The following is a 22877-nucleotide window of genomic DNA, read 5'->3' as shown; positions in this document are numbered from 1 at the left end:
GCGCATAGGCCCGTGCTGTCTCGACCCCGCCGGTGCGCGCAACACCCGCGTCCCCCTTCATGGCGATCAGGGCGTATCGGCGGCGTGAGGGGAGATGTCAGAGGCGTTTTGCTCATGCTTGTGAGCCTATCGCTTTTATGTCCGATAATTCAATATTATCGGACATATATAGTGTCTACATTGCGCGGCGGAATAGATAAAGAATATGTATAAAAAGCGCCGTCGCATGAATGCCCAAGCATGGAACGTACACACAACATGCGTTGTTTGATACTCAGTCGAGCATCGTCTATCGCCGCCCGTCGTGGCTGTTTTGGTACCCATCAGAAGTGAATTCATTCGGAATCCTAGCCCATAGATGTTAGGTGTTAAATTTTTATACCTATAATAAACATATAGTTAGAAGGATATTCGTCTCAGATCAAAAATTTTGGCTTTACTGGTGTCCAATTTGTATACTTATCATGGCCTCGCGCCCCACCTCGTGGACGCTTGCCAAGATGGACTTATTTATGCCGAACTGGATCGTGGGCTGCGATGTCGGAGGAACGTTCACCGATTTTTGCGCCAAGGAAATCTCAACAGGTCGCAGCGTCGTTCACAAACGGCCGTCTACGCCTGTCGACCCGTCGCAAGCGATCCTGTCAGGCTTGCGCGAATTGACGGATCTACATGGCATTGCGCCTGCCGATATCAGTCGCTTTGCCCATGGAACCACGGTTGCCACCAATGCACTGCTGCAGCGCAAAGGGGCGCGGGTGGCTGTCGTCACCACCCACGGTTTCAGGGATCTGCTTGAGATTGGCCGTCAAACCCGCCCCCTGATCTATGATCTTCAGGCAGATGCGCCGCCTGCACTGGCCAATCGCAGCCTGCGGTTCGAGATTGCCGAGCGGATCGGACCGCAGGGACAGGTCATCACTGCACTGACAGATGCGGCAATTCAGGATCTGGTTGAAGAAGTGCGCACTGTGGACGGGATCGAGGCGATCGCTGTTTGCCTGATCTTTTCCTACCTCAACCCCGCGCATGAAGACCGCGTCGCTGCTGCGCTGCGTACTGCCTTCCCTGGAATATTTGTCACGGTGTCGTCCGAAGTGCAGCCAGAGTTCCGCGAGTATGAGCGCTTTTCAACGACGCTGATCAATGCGTTTCTGCAGCCCGAGGTTACGCGCTACATGGACCGCCTACAGGCGGAAGTGCGCACCGTTGCCCCGGCAGCCGATTTCGGCATTTTTCAGTCCAGTGGTGGATTGATGAAGGTCGAGCGCGCCGCGCAACTACCTGTACGGACCGCGCTTTCCGGTCCGGCAGCTGGTGCAGTCGGGGCCTCGGGGGCGGGCGCGTTGTCCGGACTGGGCGATATCATCACGCTGGATATCGGGGGTACCTCGACAGATGTCTGCCTGATCCGTGACGGCAAGACAGCCTTGGCAAGTACACGCGACATTTCAGGTTTCCGGATAAGGTTGCCGATGGTCGATATCCACACGGTGGGGGCCGGTGGCGGCTCGATCGCACAGATCGGAAATGACGGGCTGATGAAGGTCGGGCCCGAAAGCGCCGGGGCCGTGCCCGGGCCTGCGTGTTACGGGCGCGGGGGCACTGCACCCACGGTTTCGGATGCCAATGTACTGCTGGGGCGCCTGCCTCGTGAATTGGCCGGCGGCGGTATGACAATAGACCGCGAGCGTGCGGTCGAATCCATCCGCCCGCTTGCGGAACAACTGGGTGTCTCTCTTGAGCGGGCAGCCTTGGGTATCATCGGCATCGTAACCGCCAACATGACCCGGGCAATCAGGGTCGTGTCGATCGAAAAAGGATATGATCCGCGCCGCTTTGCGCTGATGCCGTTCGGTGGAGCGGGCGGACTGCATGCCGCCGATGTTGCGCAGGCTCTGGGGATGACACGGATCATCATTCCACGCGCACCGGGAATCCTTTGTGCCGAAGGTCTGATCCTGGCCGATCTGCAAGAGGATTTCGTGGCAAGTTACCGGGCTGAGATTTCGGCTGATCTTTCGGCGGTTCAGGCTGAGCTGGATGCCCTGGGGGCCCGGGCCACCGAATGGTTCGTCACCGAGGCGGAGGGTGCGACCGATCGGGAGATGATCCTCAGCTTTGACATGCGCTATCTGGGGCAAAATTATGAGCTTTCTGTCGAGGTCTGGACCGGCGCTTCTGCGCCGGTCTGTCCCGACGCCTCCCTGCTTCGCGAGACCTTTCTCGCTGAATACAGCCGCAGCTACGGTCATGCTGACCCGGACGCCCCAATCGAAATGGTCAATATCCGACTGCGGGCAACGGCACGGCTGGTTCAGGCTGAAAACAGCAACACCCCTGCCGAACCCGATACGGCCCCGTTCCAGCAGGTTGATGTCTGGTTCTCCGAGCAGGGTGCAGAATCAACCCCGATGTATCACCGGGCGGGCCTGCCGGCCGGTACGGTGATCACCGGGCCAGCCATCATCACCCAGCTTGACAGCACGACCGTCGTGCCGCCGGGCGCGAAAATTCTGGTCGATGCGGCGCTGAACATGATTATGGAGCTTGCCAATGCCTGAGGCCGAGGTCGACCCGATTACGCTTGAAATCAGCTGGAACGGGCTGAAATCCATCGCTGATGAGTGTTTTATCACCATCATGCGCAGTGCCTTTTCATCGAATGTAAAAGAGCGCCATGACCATTCGACTGCCATTGCCGATGCCAGCGGCCGGCTGATTGTTCAGGCGGAGATGTCCTTGCCCATCCACCTCGCCTCGATGGGGGGAATGATGAAGGAACTGATTGCAGAATACGGCGATGATATCGGACCGGGCGACCTGTTTATCGCCAATGATCCGCATGTGGCCGGCGGCACGCATCTGCCCGATATCAACATGGCGGCGCCTGTGTTCGATGACGATCGCTTGATCGGCTTTGTCGCCAATATCATCCATCACGCCGATGTTGGTGGCGCGGCGGTCGGCTCGATGTCGGGCGGTCTTGATGAAATCTACAAGGAAGGTCTGCGCATCCCGGTGGTGCGGCTTTACCGCCGTGGCATCCGCTGTGATGATATCATGCGAATTCTGCTGTTGAACATGCGGCTGCCCGATGAACGTCGCGGCGATCTGAATGCCCAGATCGCGGCCTGCCGGCTGGGTGAATTGCGGCTGCTGGATCTTCTGGCCGAACATGGCGGGGACGGTTTACGGGCCATGTTCGATGCAATCGTCTCGCGCACCGAATTTCGCATGCGCAACGCGATTGCCCGTCTGCCCGATGGCAGTTGGACCTTCACCGACTACATGGATGACGACGGTATCGGCACCGAGGATATCCGCATCCATCTGACCGTGATCAAGAAGGGTGAATCGATCCGCTTCGACTTTACTGGCACTGATCCGCAGGTGAAGGGCAACTTCAATCTGACCTACAATGCGACCCAGTCGGCGATCTGCTATTCGCTCAAGGCGCTGCTGGATAGTGAGGTTCCCACCAATCAGGGCATTTTCGACGCTATCGAAATTGTGGCGCCGGTGGGCAGTTTCGTGAACTGCATAGCTCCAGCCGCGGTGGCAATGCGTGCCAATTCCTGCCAGCGCGTGGTGGATTGCGTCCTTGGTGCGCTTGCCCCTGTTGTGCCCGAACGGGTGATCGGCGCTGCGAATGGGGCAAATACCTCGGCGGTTTTTACCGGAACCGATCCCCGCAATGGCCAGATGTATGTCTATCTTGAAACGCTTGGTGGCGGCATGGGCGCCCGGGCACATCATGACGGCAAGGATGGGGTTCAGGTCCATATTACCAACACCTCGAACCTTCCGGTCGAGGCGATCGAGCTGGAATATCCTCTGCGGGTCGAAGAGTATTCATTGATTCCAGACACTGGCGGCGCAGGGCGGCACCGGGGCGGCATGGGCATCCGCCGGGTCATCAGCCCGGTCGATCATGACTGCGAATTCAATGGGGTCGGCGAACGATTCCGCAACCGACCTTGGGGTGTTTTCGGCGGCCATGATGGCGCTGCGGGGTCGTTCCACTTGATTGATGGCAAGGGCGATTCTCACCGACTGAGCTCAAAGGCCAGCAAGGTGCTGCTGACCTCCTCCGCGCGGGCGGTGATCGAAACGCCCGGTGCGGGGGGGTATGGCAAACCCTCTGAACGCGAGCCCGAAGATATCCGCGCAGACCTGCAGGCTGGCAAGATCAGTGCGGAAGCTGCCGCGCGCGACTATCCGCAGCTTGGCCAGTAAGGAGGGATAGACAGCATGACGTTCAATCACAGGGCGCTTGAAGGCATCGTTTCGGCAACCCCGACTCCGCTGCGGGCAGATGGGACGCTGGATCAGGCCATGGTTGCCATGCTGGCCGAGCATGTCGTCCAGGGTGGCGCGACGGCAATCGCACCGAACGGTGGCACAGGTGAATATACCGCTCTGACGCCCGCACAGCGGCGCGAGATGCTTGAAGCAACTGTCGCGTCGGTTGCCGGGCGAATCCCAGTAATCGCGGGCGTCCTTTCACCGGGTATCGGTGAAGCTCTGGAAGCGACCCGGGACGCGGTCAGCGCCGGGGCGGACATGATCATGCTTGTCACGCCCTACTATGCCCGGCCCACGCCCCAGGGTGTGGTGGATTACTACAAGGCGGTTGCCGACGTGACGGATCTGCCTCTGATGCTTTATGAAATTCCGTACCGGACGGGAATCCAGTTGGATGCCGACACGGTGATGCGGCTGGTCGAGGAGGCCGGCGTCGTGGCGATGAAGACCTGCAGCCATGATCTGGCCTATCAGATGCGGGTGATGGCCGCGATCGGTGATCGGGCCACGATATTGACGGGCGAAGAGAACGTCTTTCCCGCACATGTAGCCATCGGGGCGAAAGGTGGTTTCCTGGCGTCCTCGCTGCTTTTCCCGAAGGCCTGGCAATATCTGTATCGTCTTTGCGCCAGCGGACAGATGGCTGAGGCCGCGACCTTCCATCGCCGGCTGATGCCCTATGTAACGATGCTTTACCGCGAACATAATCCGACGGCACTACGCGCGGCCCTGGCGCTGTGCGACATGCCGCATGGTGATTGCCTGCCGCCTCTGCGTCCGGCGAGTGCCGAAACCATTGCCATGCTGACAACCGAACTGCCTGCCGCACTGCGGCTGGAAGCCGAGGCAGCGCAGCTGCTTGAAGCCACAGCGATCAACGAGACCTGACAGGATTTACAACGCCATGGGGGCGAAATGACCCCCGGGCTTCACAACAGGGAGACTGAAATGACCACAAGATTCAATCTGACGCGCCGGAACTTCCTTACCAGCAGCGCAAGCCTCTTGGCTGCGCCTGCCATTCTGCGGGCTGGTCGTGCCACGGCCGCCAGCAACAGTCTGACCTTCGTGACTTGGGGCGGCTCCTATCGCGATGCCGTCTATGAAGGTGGCATCAAGTCCTTCACCGAAAAGACCGGTATCGAGGTCACGATCATCGACACCCCCGATCTGGCCAAGGTCAAGGCCCAGGTGATGACCGGAAATGTTGAATGGGACGTGTTCGACGCACCTGGCGCCCTTGGGGCTTCCGGGTCGAAAGAAGGCTATTGGGAAACATTCGATGAGGGCCTGTTCAACCTGGACGATCTTGCCATCGCTCCAAGCGCCGATCTGGTACCCTTCTATACCTGGGCGGGTGGTATTGCCTATGATCCGTCCAAACGCGGTGAAGGCGAGTATCCGCGGAACTTCGTGGAATACTTTGACACTGAGAAATTCCCCGGCCGCCGCACCTTCCGGGACCGCCCCAGCGAAACACTGGAAGCGGCGCTTCTGGCCGATGGTGTCGCCCCTGCCGATCTTTATCCGCTGGATATTGATCGGGCATTCGCGGCCCTTGACAGGGTCAAGTCCTCGGTTGCCTCCTGGGTGGGGGCAACTCCTCAAACCATCACCCTGCTTCAGACCGGGGAGGTCGATTTCAGCTATACTTATGCCAGCCGTGTCCGCACGACCAATGCTGCAGGCGCAGGCATGGCTTTCTCGTTTGACCAGACGCTGAACGGTCTGGAATATCTTGCTGTGGTCAAGGGGTCCCCCAATCGCGAGAATGCGATGAAGTTCGTTGCGCATATGCTTTCACCCGAGGTGCAGGCCGCAACGATGGACCTTCTGGCCAATGCCCCGGTGTCGAAAGATGCCGTGCCGCTGCTTTCTGAGGAATCACGCAAGTGGCTGCCTAATCTGGAAAACCCGAACAATGTCGTGCTGAACGACGCCTGGTGGGCCGACAACTTTGAGGATGTGACCCGTCGGTTCAAGGAATGGACCCTGCTCTGATCCGCATCGTTTCCTTCCGGCTCCGCTCTGTGCGGGTGGGGCCGGTTTTCCTGACCCAGGCCCCTAACACCGGAGGCGAGCATGAACCGAGCCGCAGAACTGCGTGGTGCCGCTGCATTCGTGACGCCCGCCACGTTGGTTACGTTGACCATTCTGGCAGCGCCGCTGCTTTATATACTTTACACCAGCTTTGAAGGACCGGCCTTCAGTACCCGAGCCTATTCAGAGCTGTTGGGTTCGGCCCTGTTCCGGCGCACGCTGTCGACGACACTGATCATTGCCATCTCGGCTTCGGCGCTCAGTCTGCTGCTTGGCTATATCATCGCGTTGCATCTGGCACGTCAGACGCCGCGCCGTCGCAGCCTTTACATGGTGCTGGTACTCTTGCCTTTCTGGACCTCGGTCCTCGTGAAATGCTACGCGTTTACGGTGATCCTGGGCCGTTCAGGTCTGGTGAACGAAGTGCTGACCTGGGCCACGGGCAGCCAGGTCGAACTGGCACTGATCTTGAACCGCATCGGCGTGCTGATCGGCATGACGAATTACCTGACGCCCTTTGTCGTCTTTCCGGTGCTGGCCAGCCTGATGGCAATTGACGAGTCTGTCTATCGGGCCGCTGCAGTCATGGGGGCGAAACCGTCACGGATCTTCCGCACCGTTACGCTGCCGCTCAGCCTGCCTGGGATCATTGCGGGGCTGTCCTCAGTTCTGGTGATGGCGCTTGGCTTTTTTATCGTGCCGGCGCTTCTGGGCGGACCGCGCGACGCGATGCTGTCCAATCTTGTGGATTTCTACACCCGCGAAACGCTGGACTGGAGCATGGCCGCCGCGGTGGGCGTTCTGCTTCTCGGCATGGTGGTGCTGGCCATTGCCCCGCTGTCCGTCCTGCGTCGCAGGCAGAGCTGAGAGAAGGCAGGAGATGTCCGAAAATTTCATCCGTGACCCGCAATCGCGCCACCTGCAGTGGATGGGCAGCCTGCTGGCCTTCGCCGTCTATGTATTCCTTCTGGCCCCCATCGCTGTGGTGGTGCCAATGGCCTTTGGCTCGGCGAATGAGCTGAGTTTTCCCCCGTCAAACTATTCGCTGGAATTGTTCCGCCAGTTCCTGTCCTCATCTGCATGGACAGGACCGCTGCTGCAAAGCGCGAAAGTTGCCTGTATTTCGACCGTGATCGTGCTTCTTATGGGCGTTCCAGCGGCTTATGGGATTGCCAGGTTTCAGTTCCCGGGAAGGGGGCTGATTATGGGGGCGATGCTGTCTCCGTTGATTATCCCTTCGGTCGTAACCGCGCTCGGTTTCTATCTCTATTTTTCCTATCTGCGGATCAATGGAACGACTCTGGCGCTGGTGCTGGGTCATGTCATGCATACGCTACCCTATGTGCTGGTGATGATCGTCGCCGGTATCCAGAAACTGGATCGCAATCTGGAATTCGGCGCCCAACTGATGGGTGCGGGGCGGTTTCGCATGTTCCGCACGGTTGTGTTGCCGCAACTGGTGCCATCGCTGATCGGCGCAGGGCTTTTTGCCTTCCTGATCTCCTTTGATGAGGTGGTGATCTCATGGTTCCTGTCGGGGCCGACCACCGCGACGCTGCCGGTCAAGATGTACAGCGCCATCCGCTGGGAAATTTCCCCGATCATCGCGGCCGTATCGACCTTGCTGACCGGAATTTCCCTTGTCGTGTGCCTGATCATGGTCGCGCTGAAGAAAACCACCCCCGCACAGGGCTGATGAACATACAGGAAGGTTATCCAATGACACCACAAAACACCGTCGAAACACTTGAGGATCTGCGCGCACGGACGGGTCTGGCGAACAAGTTCGCGTGGCTGATGGTTTCTGGCATGACGGCGATGTGCTACCGCGAAAAGGGCGAGGCGGTTCTTGTCGAGATCTGGCGCCGTCTGCTGACCGGTGAGCAGAAAGACCGTTTCCTTGCCGCTTTGGACAAGCTGGAAATCCGCGACAACCCGCCCGCAGTCACGGCGGCGCTCTATCACTATTTCTCGAACTCCATTGGCGGGCTGAACATGCAGGTCGTGGTCGAGAGTCCGCGCAAGGCATGGATCCGTTACATGGCGCCCTGGGGGTCATATCCCGGGATCGCTGCGCTGGCCGTGCCGCCTGCGGTGCGGCGCACGATCCTTTCGACCTGGCATCCGCGCAACGGTGAGCTTCTGGGCTGTCCGCGCCTTGGCTGGGTCGCCACGAAGTTCGTGTCCGAGGGCCATCCCTATGACGAGGGGTATTTCTATGAATATGATCACGACCTTTCGCCGACAGAACGCTTTCGCGTCGAGCATGTGGAGAGATCACCTGAATTTCTGCCCGAGGCAGCTCCGAAACTGAACCCGGACACATGGCCCGAGGCGCGGATCTTGAAAGGGGGATACAATTATGGTGTCGACTATGTCCGTCATGTGGTTGCGATCCTTTACGAATTGCTGGGCGTCAATGCCGCGACCGATGTAATCCGCGCTGCGATGCGTCTCTTGGCGGCGCAATTCACAAAGGACCTGGCTGCCAGCACGGGTCATGCGGGCACTGATGCGCTGTCCGTGCTTCAGATGTTCGGCGCGATTTTTGCCGCGTTCCGCAACGACGTCTCAGTCGATGGGGATGCGGGTCGCGCGACGTTGCGCCTGAATGGTTTCAACCCCTTCACCGACGATCCGGCGCCTGAACTGCGTGCGGCGGTTCATGAATTCTTCGCCATGGCCGTACGCCAGCAGAATGGTCATCTGCGGCTGGAACGGGCACCGCTTGCCGCAGACGGCACCGAAATCTGGACGCTGACCGATACGGGAGAATGGCTGTGGTAAAACTGTCGCGCGACGGCGGCGCCCCCTTCTTTCGTGATGATGAGACGGTGCCGGGCCTTCTGGCGCGTGCCGCAGTCGAACGTCCTGATCATGTCTATTTGCGTCATGATGGCCATGACCTGACCTGTGCCGGGCTGGCCCAAGCCGTTGGGCAATTGTCGGCTGGGCTTCATGCAGCGGGAATACGCCAAGGTGACCGGGTTGCGGTGATGCTGGGCCATCATCTTGATCATGTGCTGGTCTTTTTCGCCATTCAGCAGGTGGGGGCTGTTCTGGTTCCGGTGAATACGGCGCTGAAAGGCCCGTCGCTTGAGTATCAGATAGCGCATTGTGCCCCGGCGATGGTGATCGCGGATGCAGAGTTTTCCCAGGTGCTGGAGGGACCGGTTCACGCTGCCCGCTCATCGGGCGCTCTCGCGGCATCGGTCTGGCGAATGACCGACGGTGAATTGCTTCCAGCCCCGGGAACCGATCTCAAAAATCTGCGAGCGGAGGCGGTCGTCGCTCTGCCTGTCGTTGCCCATGATCCCCGCGATCTCCGGATCATTCTTTATACCTCGGGCACCACGGGTGCGCCCAAAGGGGTGCAGATGTCCGACCGAATGGTTCAGGCTACCGCGCTTGGCTCGATATGGCTTTCGGATATGCGGCCTGGATCGGTTCTGCATTTTTGGGACCCGATCTATCACGTCTTCGGGGCCGAAGTTCTGGTACTGGCGCTTATGGTGCCGGTGACCTTGCATATGGTGCCGCGTTTTTCGGCCAGCCGCTTTTGGACCGAGGTCCGGGAAGCAGGGGCGAGCCACATCCATTTCGTCGGCGGAGTGCTGCAGCTTTTGCTGAAACAGCCACCGTCAGATCTGGACCGGAGCCATGGTGCGCGGATCGCCTGGGGCGGTGGCTGCCCGCGTGATGTCTGGGCCGCCTTCGAGACACGTTTCGGGGTCGAGATCCGCGAAGGCTATGGCATGACCGAAACCTCCAGCTTCTCGACCATCAACCCCGGTGGCAGCCACGCGGGCAAGTTGGGCTCGATCGGCACGGCGGTCGACTATTTCCGCGTCGAGGTCGTGGATGAACAGGGACAGCCCTGTGCCCCGGGTCAACCCGGCGAGATCCGCGTGGCCGAGGTCGAGCCCGGCGTTCTGACAACCGGCTATTACGCCAATCCCGAGGCAACAGCCGGCGCATTGCGGGATGGCTGGCTTTACACCGGCGATATTGCCGAAATGGATACGGCTGGCTTCATCACCTATCATGGCCGCAAGAAGGACAGCCTGCGACGTCGGGGCGAGAACATCTCGGCCTGGGAGGTCGAACGAGTGGTGAATGATCACCCCGAGATCGCCGAATCCGCCCTGATCGGGGTCAGGAACGAGATCGGCGACGAGGATCTGAAACTGTTTGTCCGCCGCATTGACGGCAGTACTCTGGACGGTGCCACGCTGCTGTCATGGTGCTCCGAACGGATGCCGCGTTTTCAGGTGCCTCGCCTCATCCGATTTGTCGAGAATTTCCGCAAAACGCCAACTCAGCGCATCCAGAAACAGTTCCTCTCCGCTGCCATGGACGATTTCGATCATGATGCCGAAGCGGTCAAGGCCAGCAGCAACAAGGACTGAACCATGCAGCTGAAAGACAAGGTCGCCATCGTCACAGGGGCTTCGCAGGGAATCGGCGAAGGCATTGCACGTGAATATATTACCGAAGGTGCAAAGGTGATCCTCGCCGACATCCAGGACGAAAAAGGCCGCGCATTGGCGATCGAGCTGGGCGAAAATTGCCGCTATGTCCATTGTGACGTGTCCCAGGGAAGCGATGCGTCGGCGGTGGTCGCAGCTGCGGTCGCGGCCTTTGGTCGGCTCGACATCGTTGTCTGCAATTCGGGGATCAACCTGACCGGCACCATCCTTCACCTGTCAGAGGCCGATTTCGACAAGGTGCTTTCGGTCAACCTCAAGGGTGCTTTTCTGGTCGGTCAGGCCGGTGCACGCTGGATGGCCGCCAATGGCGTTCAAGGGTCGATCATCAATATGAGTTCGATCAACGCCATCGTCGCCAGCCCCCATATTCTGGCCTATGCCGTGTCGAAAGGCGGGATCAACCAACTGACCTCGGCCATGGCACTTGGGCTTGCAGAGCATGGTATTCGTGTGAATGGTGTCGGCCCCGGCTCGATCGCAACCGAACTGCTGGACAAGATCTTCGAGAATGATCCCTCAGTGCAGAAGGGGATGCTGGCCCGAACGCCACTGGGTCGTCTGGGCACAGTGAGAGAGATTGCCCGGATTTGTGTTTTCCTGGGCTGCGACGACTCGTCCTATATGACAGGTGAGACGATCTATGCCGATGGTGGCCGCCTGCGGCTGGCTTATACCGTTCCCGTGAAGGAGTGAACCGCATGAGCCAGACCCAAAGCGACAACAGGCACGCGATCACGCTTCAGGGCGTTTCAATGAGCTTCGGCTCGGCGCTTGCACTGCGCCCGACCGATCTGACCGTGCATCGGGGCGAGTTTCTGACATTGCTGGGCCCTTCGGGTTCCGGCAAGAGCACGCTGCTGAACCTGATCGCCGGGGCGATCGCGCCGACGACCGGGCGCATCCTGCTGGATGACCGGGACATCACCTACATGCCGCCCCGTGATCGCGGCATAGGTATGGTATTCCAGAATTACGCGCTGATGCCGCATATGACCGTGTTCGAGAATGTGGCTTATCCGCTGCGGGTGCGGGGGGAACCCTCGGATCAGATCCACCGCAAGGTGAATGAAGCGCTTGAACGGGTCGGGCTGACAGGGTTCGAGGACCGGAAGCCGCGCCAGATGTCGGGCGGCCAGCAGCAACGCGTCGGCATTGCCCGCTGCATTGTATATTCACCTGCCATCATCATGATGGATGAACCGCTCGGAGCGCTGGACAAGAACCTGCGCGAACAGATGCAGGACGAAATCAAGCGCCTGCATACAGATCTGGGCACCACCTTCATCTACGTCACGCATGATCAGGAAGAGGCCCTGAACATGTCGGACCGCATCTGTCTGATGAGCGTTGGCGAGATTGCCCAATTGGGCACCCCCGAAGACCTGTATTTCGCTCCGCAAAGCCGCTTCGTGGCCGAATTCATCGGCGAGTCAAACCTGATCGAGGGCAGGATCACGGCCGCTGGCAGAATGGCTGTCCCGGCGGGTGGTGAATACACAGTTCGGGATACGGGGCTTGCCAAGGATACAGCGGTGACGCTGATGGTTCGTCCCGAACGGTTGCGGTTGCTGGCCCAGGATGAGGCCGCACCCGCAGGGGCCAACCTGATCGAAGGCAAGGTCTTGGGAACTTCGTTCATCGGCGGCATGACCCGGATACAGATCCTGACCACGCAGGGGCTTTCCTTGACCACCAAGGCTGTTTCGGAACAAGTCAGTCGCCGCGCCCAAGCGGGAATGCCGGTCCGTTTGTGCTGGCGGCCCGAAGACGGCGTCTTGCTGGACCGCTGAAACCATCCTCCGGAGTCCGATCTTGTCCGATATCCTCTCGCGCCTTCGCGCCATACCCGGCCTTGCCGTCGTGACCGATACCGGGGCCATGGCGCCGCATCTGGTGGACTGGCGAAAGCGTCATTACGGGGCGGCTTTGGCACTGGTTTTCCCGACAGATACAACCTCTGTCGCGGCTGTAATGCAGGCCTGTTATGAAACGGAAACCCGTGTCTTTCCGCAGGGTGGCAATACCAGCGTCTGTGGCGGATCGGTTCCGGATGAGTCGGGCAGAGGCATCATCCTCAATCTGGGGCGGATGAATGTGATCCGTAAACTGGATGCCGAGGATGACAGCATCATCGTCGAAGCCGGCTGTATCCTGCAAAATGTTCAGGAGGCGGCGGCCTCCATCGAACGTCTTTTTCCGATGAGCCTCGGGGCCGAGGGGTCCTGCCAGATCGGCGGCAATATCGCCACAAATGCTGGCGGAACCGGTGTGCTGCGCTATGGCAACATGCGCGATCTCGTGCTCGGGCTCGAGGTGGTTCTGGCGGATGGAACCATCTGGGACGGGCTGCGCACGCTGCGCAAGAACAATTCCGGCTATGATCTGCGCAACCTTTTTATCGGTTCGGAAGGAACACTGGGCGTGGTCACTGCCGCCGCATTGCGGCTGTTCCCGCGCCCGCCTCATTTCCTGACTGCCATGCTGGCTGTTCAGGGCACCGATGCGATGCTGGCGCTGGCTCGTCAGCTTCGCGCGGCCTTCCCCGGTGAGGTCTCGGCACTCGAAATCATGTCGCACAGCCAGATGACCATTGTCCTGCGCCATGTGCCGGGGGCCAAACTTGCCCTGCCTGACAATGCCGACTGGTATCTCCTGATTGAAATCTCGGGGACGACCGCGCCCGAGATTCTGGAAGAACGGCTGACCACTGCACTTGGCCACGCCTTTGGCACGGGAACGATTCTGGATGCGGTGCTGGCCAGCAACGAACGCCAACGCGCCGAACTCTGGGCACTTCGCCATCACGTAACCGAGGGCAATGTCAAAGAAGGTATGGGCCTGACCCACGATATTGCAGTGCCGCTGGCGCAGATCGGCCCCTTCATCGCTGCGGCTCAGGCCTGGCTGGCGCGCGAACTGCCACAGGCCCGACCGGTAGTGGTGGGCCATCTGGGCGATGGCAACCTGCATTACATTGCCATGCTCAGCCATGACGATTGGGAGAAGGTGGCCGACAAACCTGGCCTGACCGCGCATCTGAATCACGCGCTGTATGACATTGCCGATGATATGGGAGGGACGTTCAGCGCCGAGCATGGCATCGGCAGCATCCATATAGCAGACATGAACCGATACAAGACGACCCATGAACTTAACCTGATGCGGGGTCTCAAGGCGTTTCTGGACCCCAAGGGCTTGCTGAATCCGGGCCGTGTGCTGCCGTGATCAGCGCAAGATCCAAGGGGTTCTCTTGCAACCGGCGGAACAGAAGATGAATATATCCGAAAGAAAACTTCTCGGGGGGATCATCATGACCGAACAGACTTCGGGTCGCGACGGCGACAAGGTTCTGAAGGTCCTGCGTGATGGCATCCTGCGTCTGGATCTGCGGCCGGGCGCCGTGATTGATGAGGCAGGGATTGCGGCTCAGCTTTCGGTCTCGCGTACGCCGATCCGCGAGGCCATCATCCAATTGATCGCCGATGGTCTGGTGATACGCGATGGCCGCACCGCACGGGTGGCGCCTCTTGATTTCGACGAGGTTCCGAAACTTTACGAGGCATTGCTGATCTCGAGCCGGATGATCCATCGTCTCGCGGCCGAAAACCGGACCGAGGCCGATCTTGCCGCGATCCGTCAAGCCATGATCGACTTCGAGGCGTTGACCAGCAGCGGTGACGGGTTGGAACGACAAGATGCGAACATGAAATTTCATATCTGCATCGCCGCAGCTGCGAAGAACCACTACTTTGTGGATTTCTATGACCGCACCCTGATTGCTGCCAGCCGACTGGCGCGGGCCTGTTTCTCGAATACCGACCGCACCAGTATCGCGGCCGCCGAGCCGGATGACGAACTGGTATTGCATGTACGCGAAACGGCGCGGCAGCACCGGCTGATGGTCGAGGCAATCGCGGATCGCGACATTACCGCCTCTGACCGGCTGGCGGTCGAACATCAGGATTTGTCGTTCAACCGGCTGAAGCAGGCCATTTTTTCAGGGGCGGTCGCAATCAGCTCTACGCCTGATCTTGGCCTGCGAAAGGGCCAATACGCACTGATCTGAAACGGATGGCGATGCCGCTCGGCCCATGAATGGGCTTTCCTGCGACGTATTGGGTGGCCATAGGCCATCGTTTACATGCCTGAACCCGCTCCTTTTCCGGCCATCCGGCCGACATCCATTGCGGCGGCGCATTTATTCATCAGATGCTCAACCAGGATTTCCGCCAGACGATGACCGTCGCGTTCGACAAGTGCGGCCAGGATCAGTTCATGCTCCCGCATGGCCTGGCTCCAGCGGTCCCATTCCTTGGTGCGGTTGGCATGAAAGCGCAACCTCTGCACGCGGCTGGCATAGTTCTGATGCGCAAGCTCCAGCGCCTTGTTGCCCGCCGCATCAAGAATCATCCGGTGAATGCGTTGATTGAGGCCAAAATATGCCGTCATGTCCCTGGAAATGAATGCAGAATACATTTCCAGATGCAGGGCTTCGACCGCTGCGATCTGTTCATCGGTGATGCGCTGGCAGGCCAGCCGCCCTGCATGGGCCTCAAGTCCGGCCAGAACCTCGAACAGTTCGCGAATGTCCTCGGGGCGCAGGGACCGGACGCGCGCCCCGCGGTTCGGCAGAAGATCGACAAGCCCTTCCGAGGCAAGCACCTTCAGCGCCTCACGCAGGGGAGTTCTTGAAACACCCAGTTGCTCACAAAGGATTTTTTCAGGAATGCGTTCGCCTTCGGCAAGATTGTCCTCAATGATGTAGCGCCGCAGGAATGCGACCACCTCATCATGAAGGGATGCTGCGCTCTCACTCACCATGGCATCTCCGGTCGCTGTTGCGCTCATTCTTTATGCCTTTCCACATTTCTCCAGACAAAATGAAGGCGCAATGATGCCTTGGACTTGGATAGCATAGATCTTGGCTCCGTTTTGCATTCATTTTTCGTTGACACACACGTTACGTTGAATACTACTCGACCTGACAGGGATAATCAAAGCAGGAAGGAACGAACCATGAAGCATTTTCTTCAGTTTGTTGCGCTGGGGTTTTGCGCCACGACCATGCCCGCCGCCGCACAGGACTATACGCCCGACGCGCCATTGTGCATCGCCCCGGCCAATCCGGGCGGCGGATGGGATCTGACCTGCCGTTCCGTCGCGCGGTTGCTGAGTGAGTTCGACCTTACCGAAAACACAATGCAGGTGCGCAACATGCCCGGTGCCGGCGGGGGTGTGGCCTTTGCCTATACCGTGGGCCAGCAGGCCGATAACAGCGATCTTGTGGTGGCGGCAAGCGGCGGCACCACCCTTCTGCTTTCGCGCGGCGAACTGCCCGATCTGGAATATACTGATGTGCGCTGGATCGGTGCGATCGGCGCCGATTTCCCGGTCATCGCGGTGCGCGAGGATTCTGAATTCGATACGCTGGACAGCCTGCTGGAGCGCCTGCGGGAAGATCCGCGTAGCGTCGTTCTGGGCGGTGGCAGCGCGGTTGGCGGCACCGATCATATCCGTCCGCTGCAACTGGCGCGCGCCGGCGGCGTCGAGGATGTCGCAAATCTGCGCTACATTTCCTTTGAGGCAGGGACGGCCGTGACGGAACTTCTGGGCGGTCGCAGCCATGTCTTCACGGCCGGCATTTCGGAAATCGCAGGCCAGTTCGAGGCGGGCGCGGTGCGCATTCTGGCCGTGATGGCCCCCGAACGCCTGGACGGAGCCTATAGCGAGATCCCCACCGCGCGGGAACTGGGCTATGATGTCGTGGCTCCCAACTGGCGCGGCTTCTATGCGCCTGCGGGCATGTCGGATGCGGCCTATGATTATTGGACCAATGCGCTGCTGACCATCGAGGCGTCGGACGAATGGGCGCAGGTTCGCCAGCAGAACGGGCTCGCACCGCTGCGCATGGTGGGTGAGGAATTCAACACCTATGTGACCGAAGAGGTCGAGGTGTTCCGTGAATTTTCGCGCGAACTGGGTCTGATGGAATGACCGACCGCCTTCTTGGCGCCTTCCTGCTGCTGGTCGGTATCGCATATGCGGTGGCGACCAGCTTCATCCAGGTCGGCTTTACCTCCGATACGCTGGGACCGCGCGCAGTGCCCTATCTGCTGGGTTTCGTGCTGATCCTGCTGAGCGCGGCATTGATCCTGCGGCCTGCCCGTCCGGTCGTCATCGAATGGCCACGCGGGGCGGTTCTGCTCAGCCTCGGGCTGGCCGTGGGCAGCTTCATTCTTTACGCGCTGGCGATCGAGCCTTTGGGCTTTGTCATCAGCACCATTCTTCAGGTCGGTTTTCTGTCGCTGCTGTTCGGGGCGCGGCCTTTGCCCGCGCTGATCGGCGCCGTGCTGACGACGGCAGCACTTTACGGGCTGTTCAATTTCCTGCTCGGGCTGCGTCTGCCCGGCGGGCTTGTTTTCGGGGGCTGAGCCATGGAAATGTTGGCGCTGCTGGGCAGCGGATTTGAATATGTCTTCCGCCCGGAAAACCTGCTGCTGGTGTTCCTGGGCTGCTTCATCGGCACCATGATCGGCATGTTGCCGGGTCTGGGCGGATCGAATGCCGTGGCAATCCTTCTGCCGCTGGTCTTTGCGGTGCAGCTGGAGCCTGCTGCCGCGCTGATCCTGTTTGCCGGGATTTATTATGGCTCAGAATACGGCAATTCCATCTCGGCCATCCTTCTGAACATACCGGGCACTTCAGGTGCCGTTGCCACGACATTCGACGGCTATCCGATGGCGCGCAACGGCAAGGCGGGTGCTGCGCTGGCGATGTCGGCGGTTGCCTCCTTTACCGGAGGTACGATCAGCGTCGTCGGGTTGATGCTGCTGGCGCCGCAACTGGCGAAATGGGCGCTGCATTTCGGACCTGCCGAGTATTTCGTGCTGATCATCTTTGCCCTGACCATGGTTGCAGCGCTGACGCAGGGCGATCTGGTCAAGGGTCTGATCGCGGGCATTCTGGGGCTGATGGTTTCGACTGTCGGGCTTGATCCGGCAGGCACCTCTGCACGATTCACCTTCGGTTCCATGAAGCTGTATGACGGGATTGATTTCGTCGTGGTGATGATCGGACTCTTTGCTGTTGGTGAGGTGCTGCTGGCGCTTGAGCGAAGCCGCGCAAGGGTCGAACTTGTGGAATTCGTGACCAAGGCCCGGATTTCCTTTGCCGAGATCCGGGGCGCGATGGGCACCATGGTGCGCAGTTCGGTTCTGGGCTTCGGCATTGGAGCCCTGCCCGGTGCGGGGGCCACGATCGCCAGTTTTCTGGGCTACACGCTGGAAAAGTCGATCTCGAAGGACCGTGACAGCTTTGGCAAGGGCAATATACGGGGCGTGGCCGCACCGGAATCGGCGAATAATTCGGCGGCGAACGGTGCTTTCGTGCCGCTGTTGACGCTGGGCGTTCCCGGCAGTGCGACCACGGCGGTGGTTCTGGTCGCGCTGGTCGGGCTGAACGTGACACCGGGGCCGCTGCTGATCCAGAACCATCCCGATGTGTTCTGGGGGCTGATCGCCTCGATGTATGTCGGCAACCTGATGCTGCTGGCGCTGAACCTGCCGCTGGTTGGCCTGTTCGTGCGGATGCTGATGATCCCGCAATGGTGCCTGATGCCTGCGGTCATCGTCATCAGCTTCATTGCCATCTATGCCATCAACAACAGCGCCTTCGATCTGCTGCTGATCTCGGGAATCGGTGTTGTCGGCTATCTGATGCGCAAGTTCGGCTTTCCCATCGCCCCTGCGGTGCTGGGGCTGGTGCTGGGGCATCTGATGGAGGTCAATCTGCGTCAGGCGCTGGCTCTGAGTGATGGTGACTGGGGCATCCTGTTCGCAAGCCCGATCACCGCAGTCCTGTGGGTGCTGGTGGCGCTTGGCCTGATGGCACCGCTTTTCCCGCATCTGCGCCGAAAGCTGCGCGCCGGGCGGGGCTGACGCGCAGCGCCTGATGGTCAGCAACCGAAAGCACTGACCGGGCGTCGTGCTCTGACGAAAATCAAAGGGGCAGGGCGCCGGGTGGCGCCCGCCAAAGTCCAGCCGCCCCCAGGGCCGGCAGGTGAGAGAGGAAAAGGAAAGAATGCGCATCATCGTCATCGGATCGGGGATCATCGGCACGTCGGTGGCTTACCGGCTGGGGCAGGGCGGGGCGGATGTCACCGTGCTGGAGGAACGCCGCATCGGCGGGGGCACCTCCTCGACCTCCTATGCCTGGGTGAATGCCTGTGAAAAGCTCAGTTCACACGACTATTTCAGGCTGAACTTCGCCGGACGCGCCGCCCATGCCCGTATCGCGGGCGAGTTGGATGGCGCGGTCTGGTATCCGCGCCCCGGTGTCCTGCAATGGCAGGGGGCCAGCGCCGAGGCGGGCGGGGTGGACCCGTCAGACCAGACCGACAAGTTCGGCATATTGCAGGACTGGGGTTATCCGGCCGAGTTGCTGGACGGCAAGGGACTGCAAAGGCTTGAACCCGAGATCGCAGCCGCCGCGCTGGATAGCAGCCCCGTCATTCATTACCCTGAAGATGGCTGGTGCTATCCGGTGCTTTGTGCGGGCGCGGTGGCGCAGGCGGCGCGGCAGCGTCATGGCGTTCGTTTCGTGGCAGCCACGGTGGCGCGGATCGTCGTATCGGGGGATCGGTGCAGCGGTGTGGTGCTGGCGGATGGCACCACGCTGGATGCCGATATCGTCGTGAATTGCGCAGGCCGCTGGGCGAATGATGTGCTGACGAATTCAGTCGCGCCGATCCCGCTGGCGCCGACGGCGGGCATTGTCGCCTATACGCTGCCTGCCGGTATCGGGTTGCGGCGCGGCCTGCGCACACCTGCGGTCAATCTGCGCCCCGACGGGGCCGGGCGGTTGCTGCTGCGCGCCGGTGATCTTGATAAACATGTGCAGCCAGATGCGCCCGCTGTCGTGAACCAGCCGCTTGCTGACGAATTGCTGGCGCGTGCGCGCGCACTTCTGCCCGGGCTGGCCGATGTCGGGCTGGAAACATGGCGTATCGCGATCCGTCCGCAACCTGCAGATGGCTATTCCGCGATAGGCCCCATGCCGGGACTTGCGGGCTACTATGCCTGTGTCACCCATAGCGGCGTCACGCTCGCCCCCTTCATCGGTGAGGCGGTTGCCGCCGAACTGCTGACCGGGGCCACGCATGGCGCATTGGCCCCCTTCCGCCCACAACGTTTCTTTGAAGGGGAAACGGCATGAAGGTCGCGGTTTTGGGAACCGGTGCTGCCGGTCTGGCACTGGCGGTAATGCTGGCGCGCGACGGGCATGAGCCAGTGCTGTGGTCACCCTCGGGCAAGGGGATCGGACCGCTTCAATCGGCTCCCCTGCGCGCAATTGGAATCCTTGACGAAGAACACGCGGTCGCGGTGGCCGGGGATATTGCGGATGCCGTGGCGAATGTCGACACGGTGATACTGGCGCTGCCCGCCATGGGGCATCGCGCGGTCATGGATGCGCTGGCCCCGCATTTGCGGACAGGCCAAACGATCATTATCTCATCCCAGGCTTCTCTGGGCGCGCTTTATCTGCAACGATTGCTGGCAGCGCGCCGTATCCACCTGCCCATTGTCGGCTGGAGCACGACCCTGCTGCGCGCACGCAAAACCGCCAATGCCGAGGTTCGCATCGCAACCATCCGCAAGAAGGTCGATCTGGCGGTCCTGCCGGTTGATCTGGCCGATGCCGGGCTGGCCACATGCCGGGCGCTTTTCGGTGACCGGTTCAATACGCGCAGCGATCTGCTGGCGGTCTCGCTCAGCAATATCAATCCGCAATCCCATATGGCGCTGGCTCTGCTGAATTTCACCCGCATGGAACTGGCCGAGAAATGGAATCAGTCCGATTGCTCGACCGAAGCGGTGCAGCGGCTGAATGACGCGCTGGATGCCGAAAGGATGCAGATCGCAGCCGCCTTCGGGCTGAAAGTGCGGTCATTGCAGGAACACAGCGAACAGACCCATGGGGCGGCCAAGCCGCAGGTCGTCACTTACGGACCGGCCACCACCGAAACCCGCTATACGCTGGAAGATGTACCTTTCGGTCTGGTGCCCATTCTCGCCATCGCGCGGATCGCCGGTGTCGCCGTGCCCTTCCACGATGCGGGATTGCGGATGTTCTCTGCGCTTTATGGGCGCGATTTCGCGACGGAAAATGATCTGCTGCCCGATCTGGAGCTGGAGGAACTGGCTGCGGCGGATTTCCTGAAAATCTGCCGCGAGGGGTTCGCCGCGACCTGAACCACCGCCCCCCGACCTGAATGACCCTGAGCCGCCGTGGCCGCCCGGCCCCGCGACCCTGACCTTACGGAGATTGCCATGCATATGCCCGGCCGCCACTTTCTGCAGATACCCGGACCGACGAACACGCCCTTGCCCGTCCTGTCCGCCATTGCCCGGCCGACGATAGACCATCGCGGCCCGGAATTCGGCCAGATCGGCGCCGATGTTCTGGCGCGTATCCGCCCGGTTTTCGGTACGGAACAGCCCGTGGTGATCTATCCCGCCAGCGGCACCGGCGCGTGGGAGGCGGCGCTAGTCAATACGCTGTCGCCGGGCGATGGCGTGCTGATGTATGAAACCGGGTGGTTCGCGCGGCTGTGGTCTGACCTGGCAACGCGGCTGGGGCTTAAACCCGAGGTGATGGCGGGCGACTGGCGCAGCCCCGTCGATCCGATCCACATCGAGGCGCGCCTGCGCGAGGATCGCGACGGGCAGATCAAGGCGGTCTGTGTCGTGCATAACGAGACCTCGACCGGGGTGCTGTCGGATATCGCGGCCCTGCGCCGGGCCATCGACGCGGCGGGCCATCCGGCGCTGCTGATGGTCGATACCATCTCATCGCTGGGCTCCACATCCTATCTGCATGATGAATGGGGGGTGGATGTGACGGTTGCCGGGTCGCAGAAGGGGCTGATGCTGCCGCCGGGTCTGTCCTTCAATGCGATCTCGTCCAAGGCGCGCGCGGCATCAGAAACTGCGGGGCTGCCCCGCGCCTTCTGGTGCTGGAACCAGATGCTTGAGGCCAATGCGCGCGGATTCTTTCCCTACACGCCCTCGACCAATCTACTTCAGGGCCTGAAGGTCGCGCTGGATATGCTGGAGGCCGAGGGATTGCAAACCGTCTTTGCTCGCCATAAGCGCGCGGCAGCGGCGGTCAGGGCTGCCGTGGCGCATTGGGGTTTTGAAACACAATGTCAGGATGCGGCGCACCATTCCCCCAGCCTGACCGCCGTCCGGCTGCCCGAAGGCCATTCCGCGGATGGGCTGCGGCAGACCATCCTGCAGGCCTCGAATATGTCGCTGGGCAACGGGCTGGGGCCTTTGGCAGACCGGGTGTTCCGCATCGGACATCTGGGCGATTTCAATGACCCGTCGGTGATCGCCTCGGTCGCGGGGGTAGAGATGGGTCTGCGCGCCGCCGCCATCCCGCATCAAAGCGGCGGAGTCGATGCGGCGCTGACCACGCTGGCGTGATCTTAACCGGAAGATACAGGGTACCAGACCCCCGCAGGCTTCGCCCGCACCTGACTACCGCAGTCGCCCGACGTGTTGCACGCGATGAAAGCTCCACGCGCCGGGCGATTGCTCATCCCGCGCCGAAGGGGGAAAATGACAACCGGGCACTGGTCGTGGCCGGGGTAAAGGTTCATTGGCAGGTCATAGGGGCTCTGTTGCACAAATCGGGTGAGGGATTCATCTCGTGAAACTAGCGTGATAGCTGGGGCGCATGACCAGACCCAAACCTCCCGCTTACAAGACCATGAACTGGCTCGCGTACAACGAGGCGCTCAAGCGCCGTGGTTCGCTGACGATCTGGTTCGACCCCGCCATGACTTGGGAGGCTGCGCCGACCGGCAAGCGTGGCCGGCAGCAGGACTACAGCGACGCCGCCATCCAGACCTGATGTGGTGGATACCCCCGCCCGACGGCATCGCAATGTGCCAGGGTGGTGAGGTCATCATCGCCACATAGGAGGGGGTACCCATGAAGAAGTTTGCCATAATTGGAGTTGACCTAGCCAAGAATG

General features: G+C 60.6%; 19 protein-coding genes and 2 pseudogenes. 20 read left to right on the top strand and 1 reads right to left on the bottom strand.

The window, feature by feature from the left end:
- Window positions 1-365 precede the first annotated feature (365 nt).
- The 12 genes from JL811_RS18835 to JL811_RS18780 all read left to right on the top strand — a co-directional run bounded on the left by JL811_RS18835 (window position 366) and on the right by JL811_RS18780 (window position 14904).
- Window positions 366-2564 (top strand): hydantoinase/oxoprolinase family protein, encoded by a 2199-nt coding sequence (locus tag JL811_RS18835; protein WP_337924773.1) that lies wholly within the window; start codon window positions 366-368, stop codon window positions 2562-2564.
- Window positions 2557-4239: a hydantoinase B/oxoprolinase family protein gene (locus tag JL811_RS18830; protein ID WP_202690258.1), complete on the top strand. Its 1683-nt coding sequence runs from the start codon at window positions 2557-2559 to the stop codon at window positions 4237-4239. Before JL811_RS18835 ends, JL811_RS18830 begins: the two co-directional genes overlap by 8 nt.
- 15 nt (window positions 4240-4254) lie before the next feature.
- Entirely contained in the window at window positions 4255-5196 is a 942-nt protein-coding gene (locus JL811_RS18825) for a dihydrodipicolinate synthase family protein (protein ID WP_202690257.1), read from the top strand.
- Window positions 5197-5256: 60 nt separating this feature from the next.
- Window positions 5257-6309 carry an ABC transporter substrate-binding protein gene (locus tag JL811_RS18820; protein WP_202690256.1) on the top strand — a complete coding sequence of 351 codons (1053 nt, stop codon included), beginning with the start codon at window positions 5257-5259 and terminating at the stop codon, window positions 6307-6309.
- An 81-nt stretch (window positions 6310-6390) separates the two neighbouring features.
- Window positions 6391-7215 carry an ABC transporter permease gene (locus tag JL811_RS18815; RefSeq protein ID WP_202690255.1) on the top strand — a complete coding sequence of 275 codons (825 nt, stop codon included), beginning with the start codon at window positions 6391-6393 and terminating at the stop codon, window positions 7213-7215.
- Window positions 7216-7228: 13 nt separating this feature from the next.
- Window positions 7229-8044, top strand: coding sequence for an ABC transporter permease (locus JL811_RS18810; RefSeq protein ID WP_202690254.1), 816 nt, complete (start codon window positions 7229-7231; stop codon window positions 8042-8044).
- 23 nt (window positions 8045-8067) lie between these two features.
- A complete protein-coding gene (locus JL811_RS18805) occupies window positions 8068-9135 on the top strand; it encodes a hypothetical protein (protein WP_202690253.1) in 1068 nt (355 codons plus the stop codon).
- On the top strand, window positions 9123-10757 hold the full coding sequence (locus JL811_RS18800) for a class I adenylate-forming enzyme family protein (RefSeq protein WP_202690252.1): 1635 nt from the start codon (window positions 9123-9125) through the stop codon (window positions 10755-10757). Before JL811_RS18805 ends, JL811_RS18800 begins: the two co-directional genes overlap by 13 nt.
- A gap of 3 nt (window positions 10758-10760) precedes the next feature.
- Window positions 10761-11531, top strand: coding sequence for an SDR family NAD(P)-dependent oxidoreductase (locus JL811_RS18795; protein WP_202690251.1), 771 nt, complete (start codon window positions 10761-10763; stop codon window positions 11529-11531).
- A gap of 5 nt (window positions 11532-11536) precedes the next feature.
- Complete coding sequence (locus tag JL811_RS18790) at window positions 11537-12628, top strand: ABC transporter ATP-binding protein (protein WP_202690250.1); 1092 nt, start codon at window positions 11537-11539, stop codon at window positions 12626-12628.
- Window positions 12629-12650: 22 nt separating this feature from the next.
- On the top strand, window positions 12651-14063 hold the full coding sequence (locus JL811_RS18785) for an FAD-binding oxidoreductase (protein ID WP_202690249.1): 1413 nt from the start codon (window positions 12651-12653) through the stop codon (window positions 14061-14063).
- Window positions 14064-14148: 85 nt separating this feature from the next.
- Complete coding sequence (locus tag JL811_RS18780) at window positions 14149-14904, top strand: GntR family transcriptional regulator (protein WP_202690248.1); 756 nt, start codon at window positions 14149-14151, stop codon at window positions 14902-14904.
- A 71-nt stretch (window positions 14905-14975) separates the two neighbouring features.
- Here JL811_RS18780 and JL811_RS18775 read toward each other — a convergent pair whose 3' ends face one another.
- A complete protein-coding gene (locus tag JL811_RS18775; RefSeq protein ID WP_202690247.1) occupies window positions 14976-15686 on the bottom strand; it encodes a GntR family transcriptional regulator in 711 nt (236 codons plus the stop codon).
- A gap of 168 nt (window positions 15687-15854) precedes the next feature.
- Here JL811_RS18775 and JL811_RS18770 point away from each other — a divergent pair, with 168 nt between their 5' ends.
- The 8 genes and pseudogenes from JL811_RS18770 to JL811_RS18735 form a co-directional block, all read left to right on the top strand.
- Window positions 15855-16832 carry a Bug family tripartite tricarboxylate transporter substrate binding protein gene (locus tag JL811_RS18770; RefSeq protein ID WP_202690246.1) on the top strand — a complete coding sequence of 326 codons (978 nt, stop codon included), beginning with the start codon at window positions 15855-15857 and terminating at the stop codon, window positions 16830-16832.
- Window positions 16829-17269: a tripartite tricarboxylate transporter TctB family protein gene (locus JL811_RS18765; RefSeq protein WP_202690245.1), complete on the top strand. Its 441-nt coding sequence runs from the start codon at window positions 16829-16831 to the stop codon at window positions 17267-17269. Before JL811_RS18770 ends, JL811_RS18765 begins: the two co-directional genes overlap by 4 nt.
- 3 nt (window positions 17270-17272) lie before the next feature.
- On the top strand, window positions 17273-18775 hold the full coding sequence (locus JL811_RS18760) for a tripartite tricarboxylate transporter permease (RefSeq protein ID WP_202690244.1): 1503 nt from the start codon (window positions 17273-17275) through the stop codon (window positions 18773-18775).
- A gap of 142 nt (window positions 18776-18917) precedes the next feature.
- On the top strand, window positions 18918-20051 hold the full coding sequence (locus JL811_RS18755) for an NAD(P)/FAD-dependent oxidoreductase (protein WP_202690243.1): 1134 nt from the start codon (window positions 18918-18920) through the stop codon (window positions 20049-20051).
- A complete protein-coding gene (locus tag JL811_RS18750; protein WP_202690242.1) occupies window positions 20048-21088 on the top strand; it encodes an NAD/NADP-dependent octopine/nopaline dehydrogenase family protein in 1041 nt (346 codons plus the stop codon). The genes JL811_RS18755 and JL811_RS18750 overlap by 4 nt, the downstream gene beginning before the upstream one ends.
- 78 nt (window positions 21089-21166) lie before the next feature.
- On the top strand, window positions 21167-22324 hold the full coding sequence (locus JL811_RS18745) for a pyridoxal-phosphate-dependent aminotransferase family protein (RefSeq protein WP_237685072.1): 1158 nt from the start codon (window positions 21167-21169) through the stop codon (window positions 22322-22324).
- Window positions 22325-22345: 21 nt separating this feature from the next.
- Window positions 22346-22488 (top strand): annotated as a pseudogene (locus JL811_RS18740) (IS3 family transposase); the annotation flags it as partial.
- An 89-nt stretch (window positions 22489-22577) separates the two neighbouring features.
- Window positions 22578-22751, top strand: a pseudogene (locus tag JL811_RS18735) (transposase); the annotation flags it as partial.
- Window positions 22752-22877 lie beyond the last annotated feature (126 nt).

Origin of the sequence: Szabonella alba (assembly GCF_016765775.1) — a bacterium.
GTDB classification, from domain to species: domain Bacteria; phylum Pseudomonadota; class Alphaproteobacteria; order Rhodobacterales; family Rhodobacteraceae; genus Szabonella; species Szabonella alba.
Note: the sequence above shows the minus strand (reverse complement) of the source record. Positions and strands in the feature narration are given on the sequence as shown.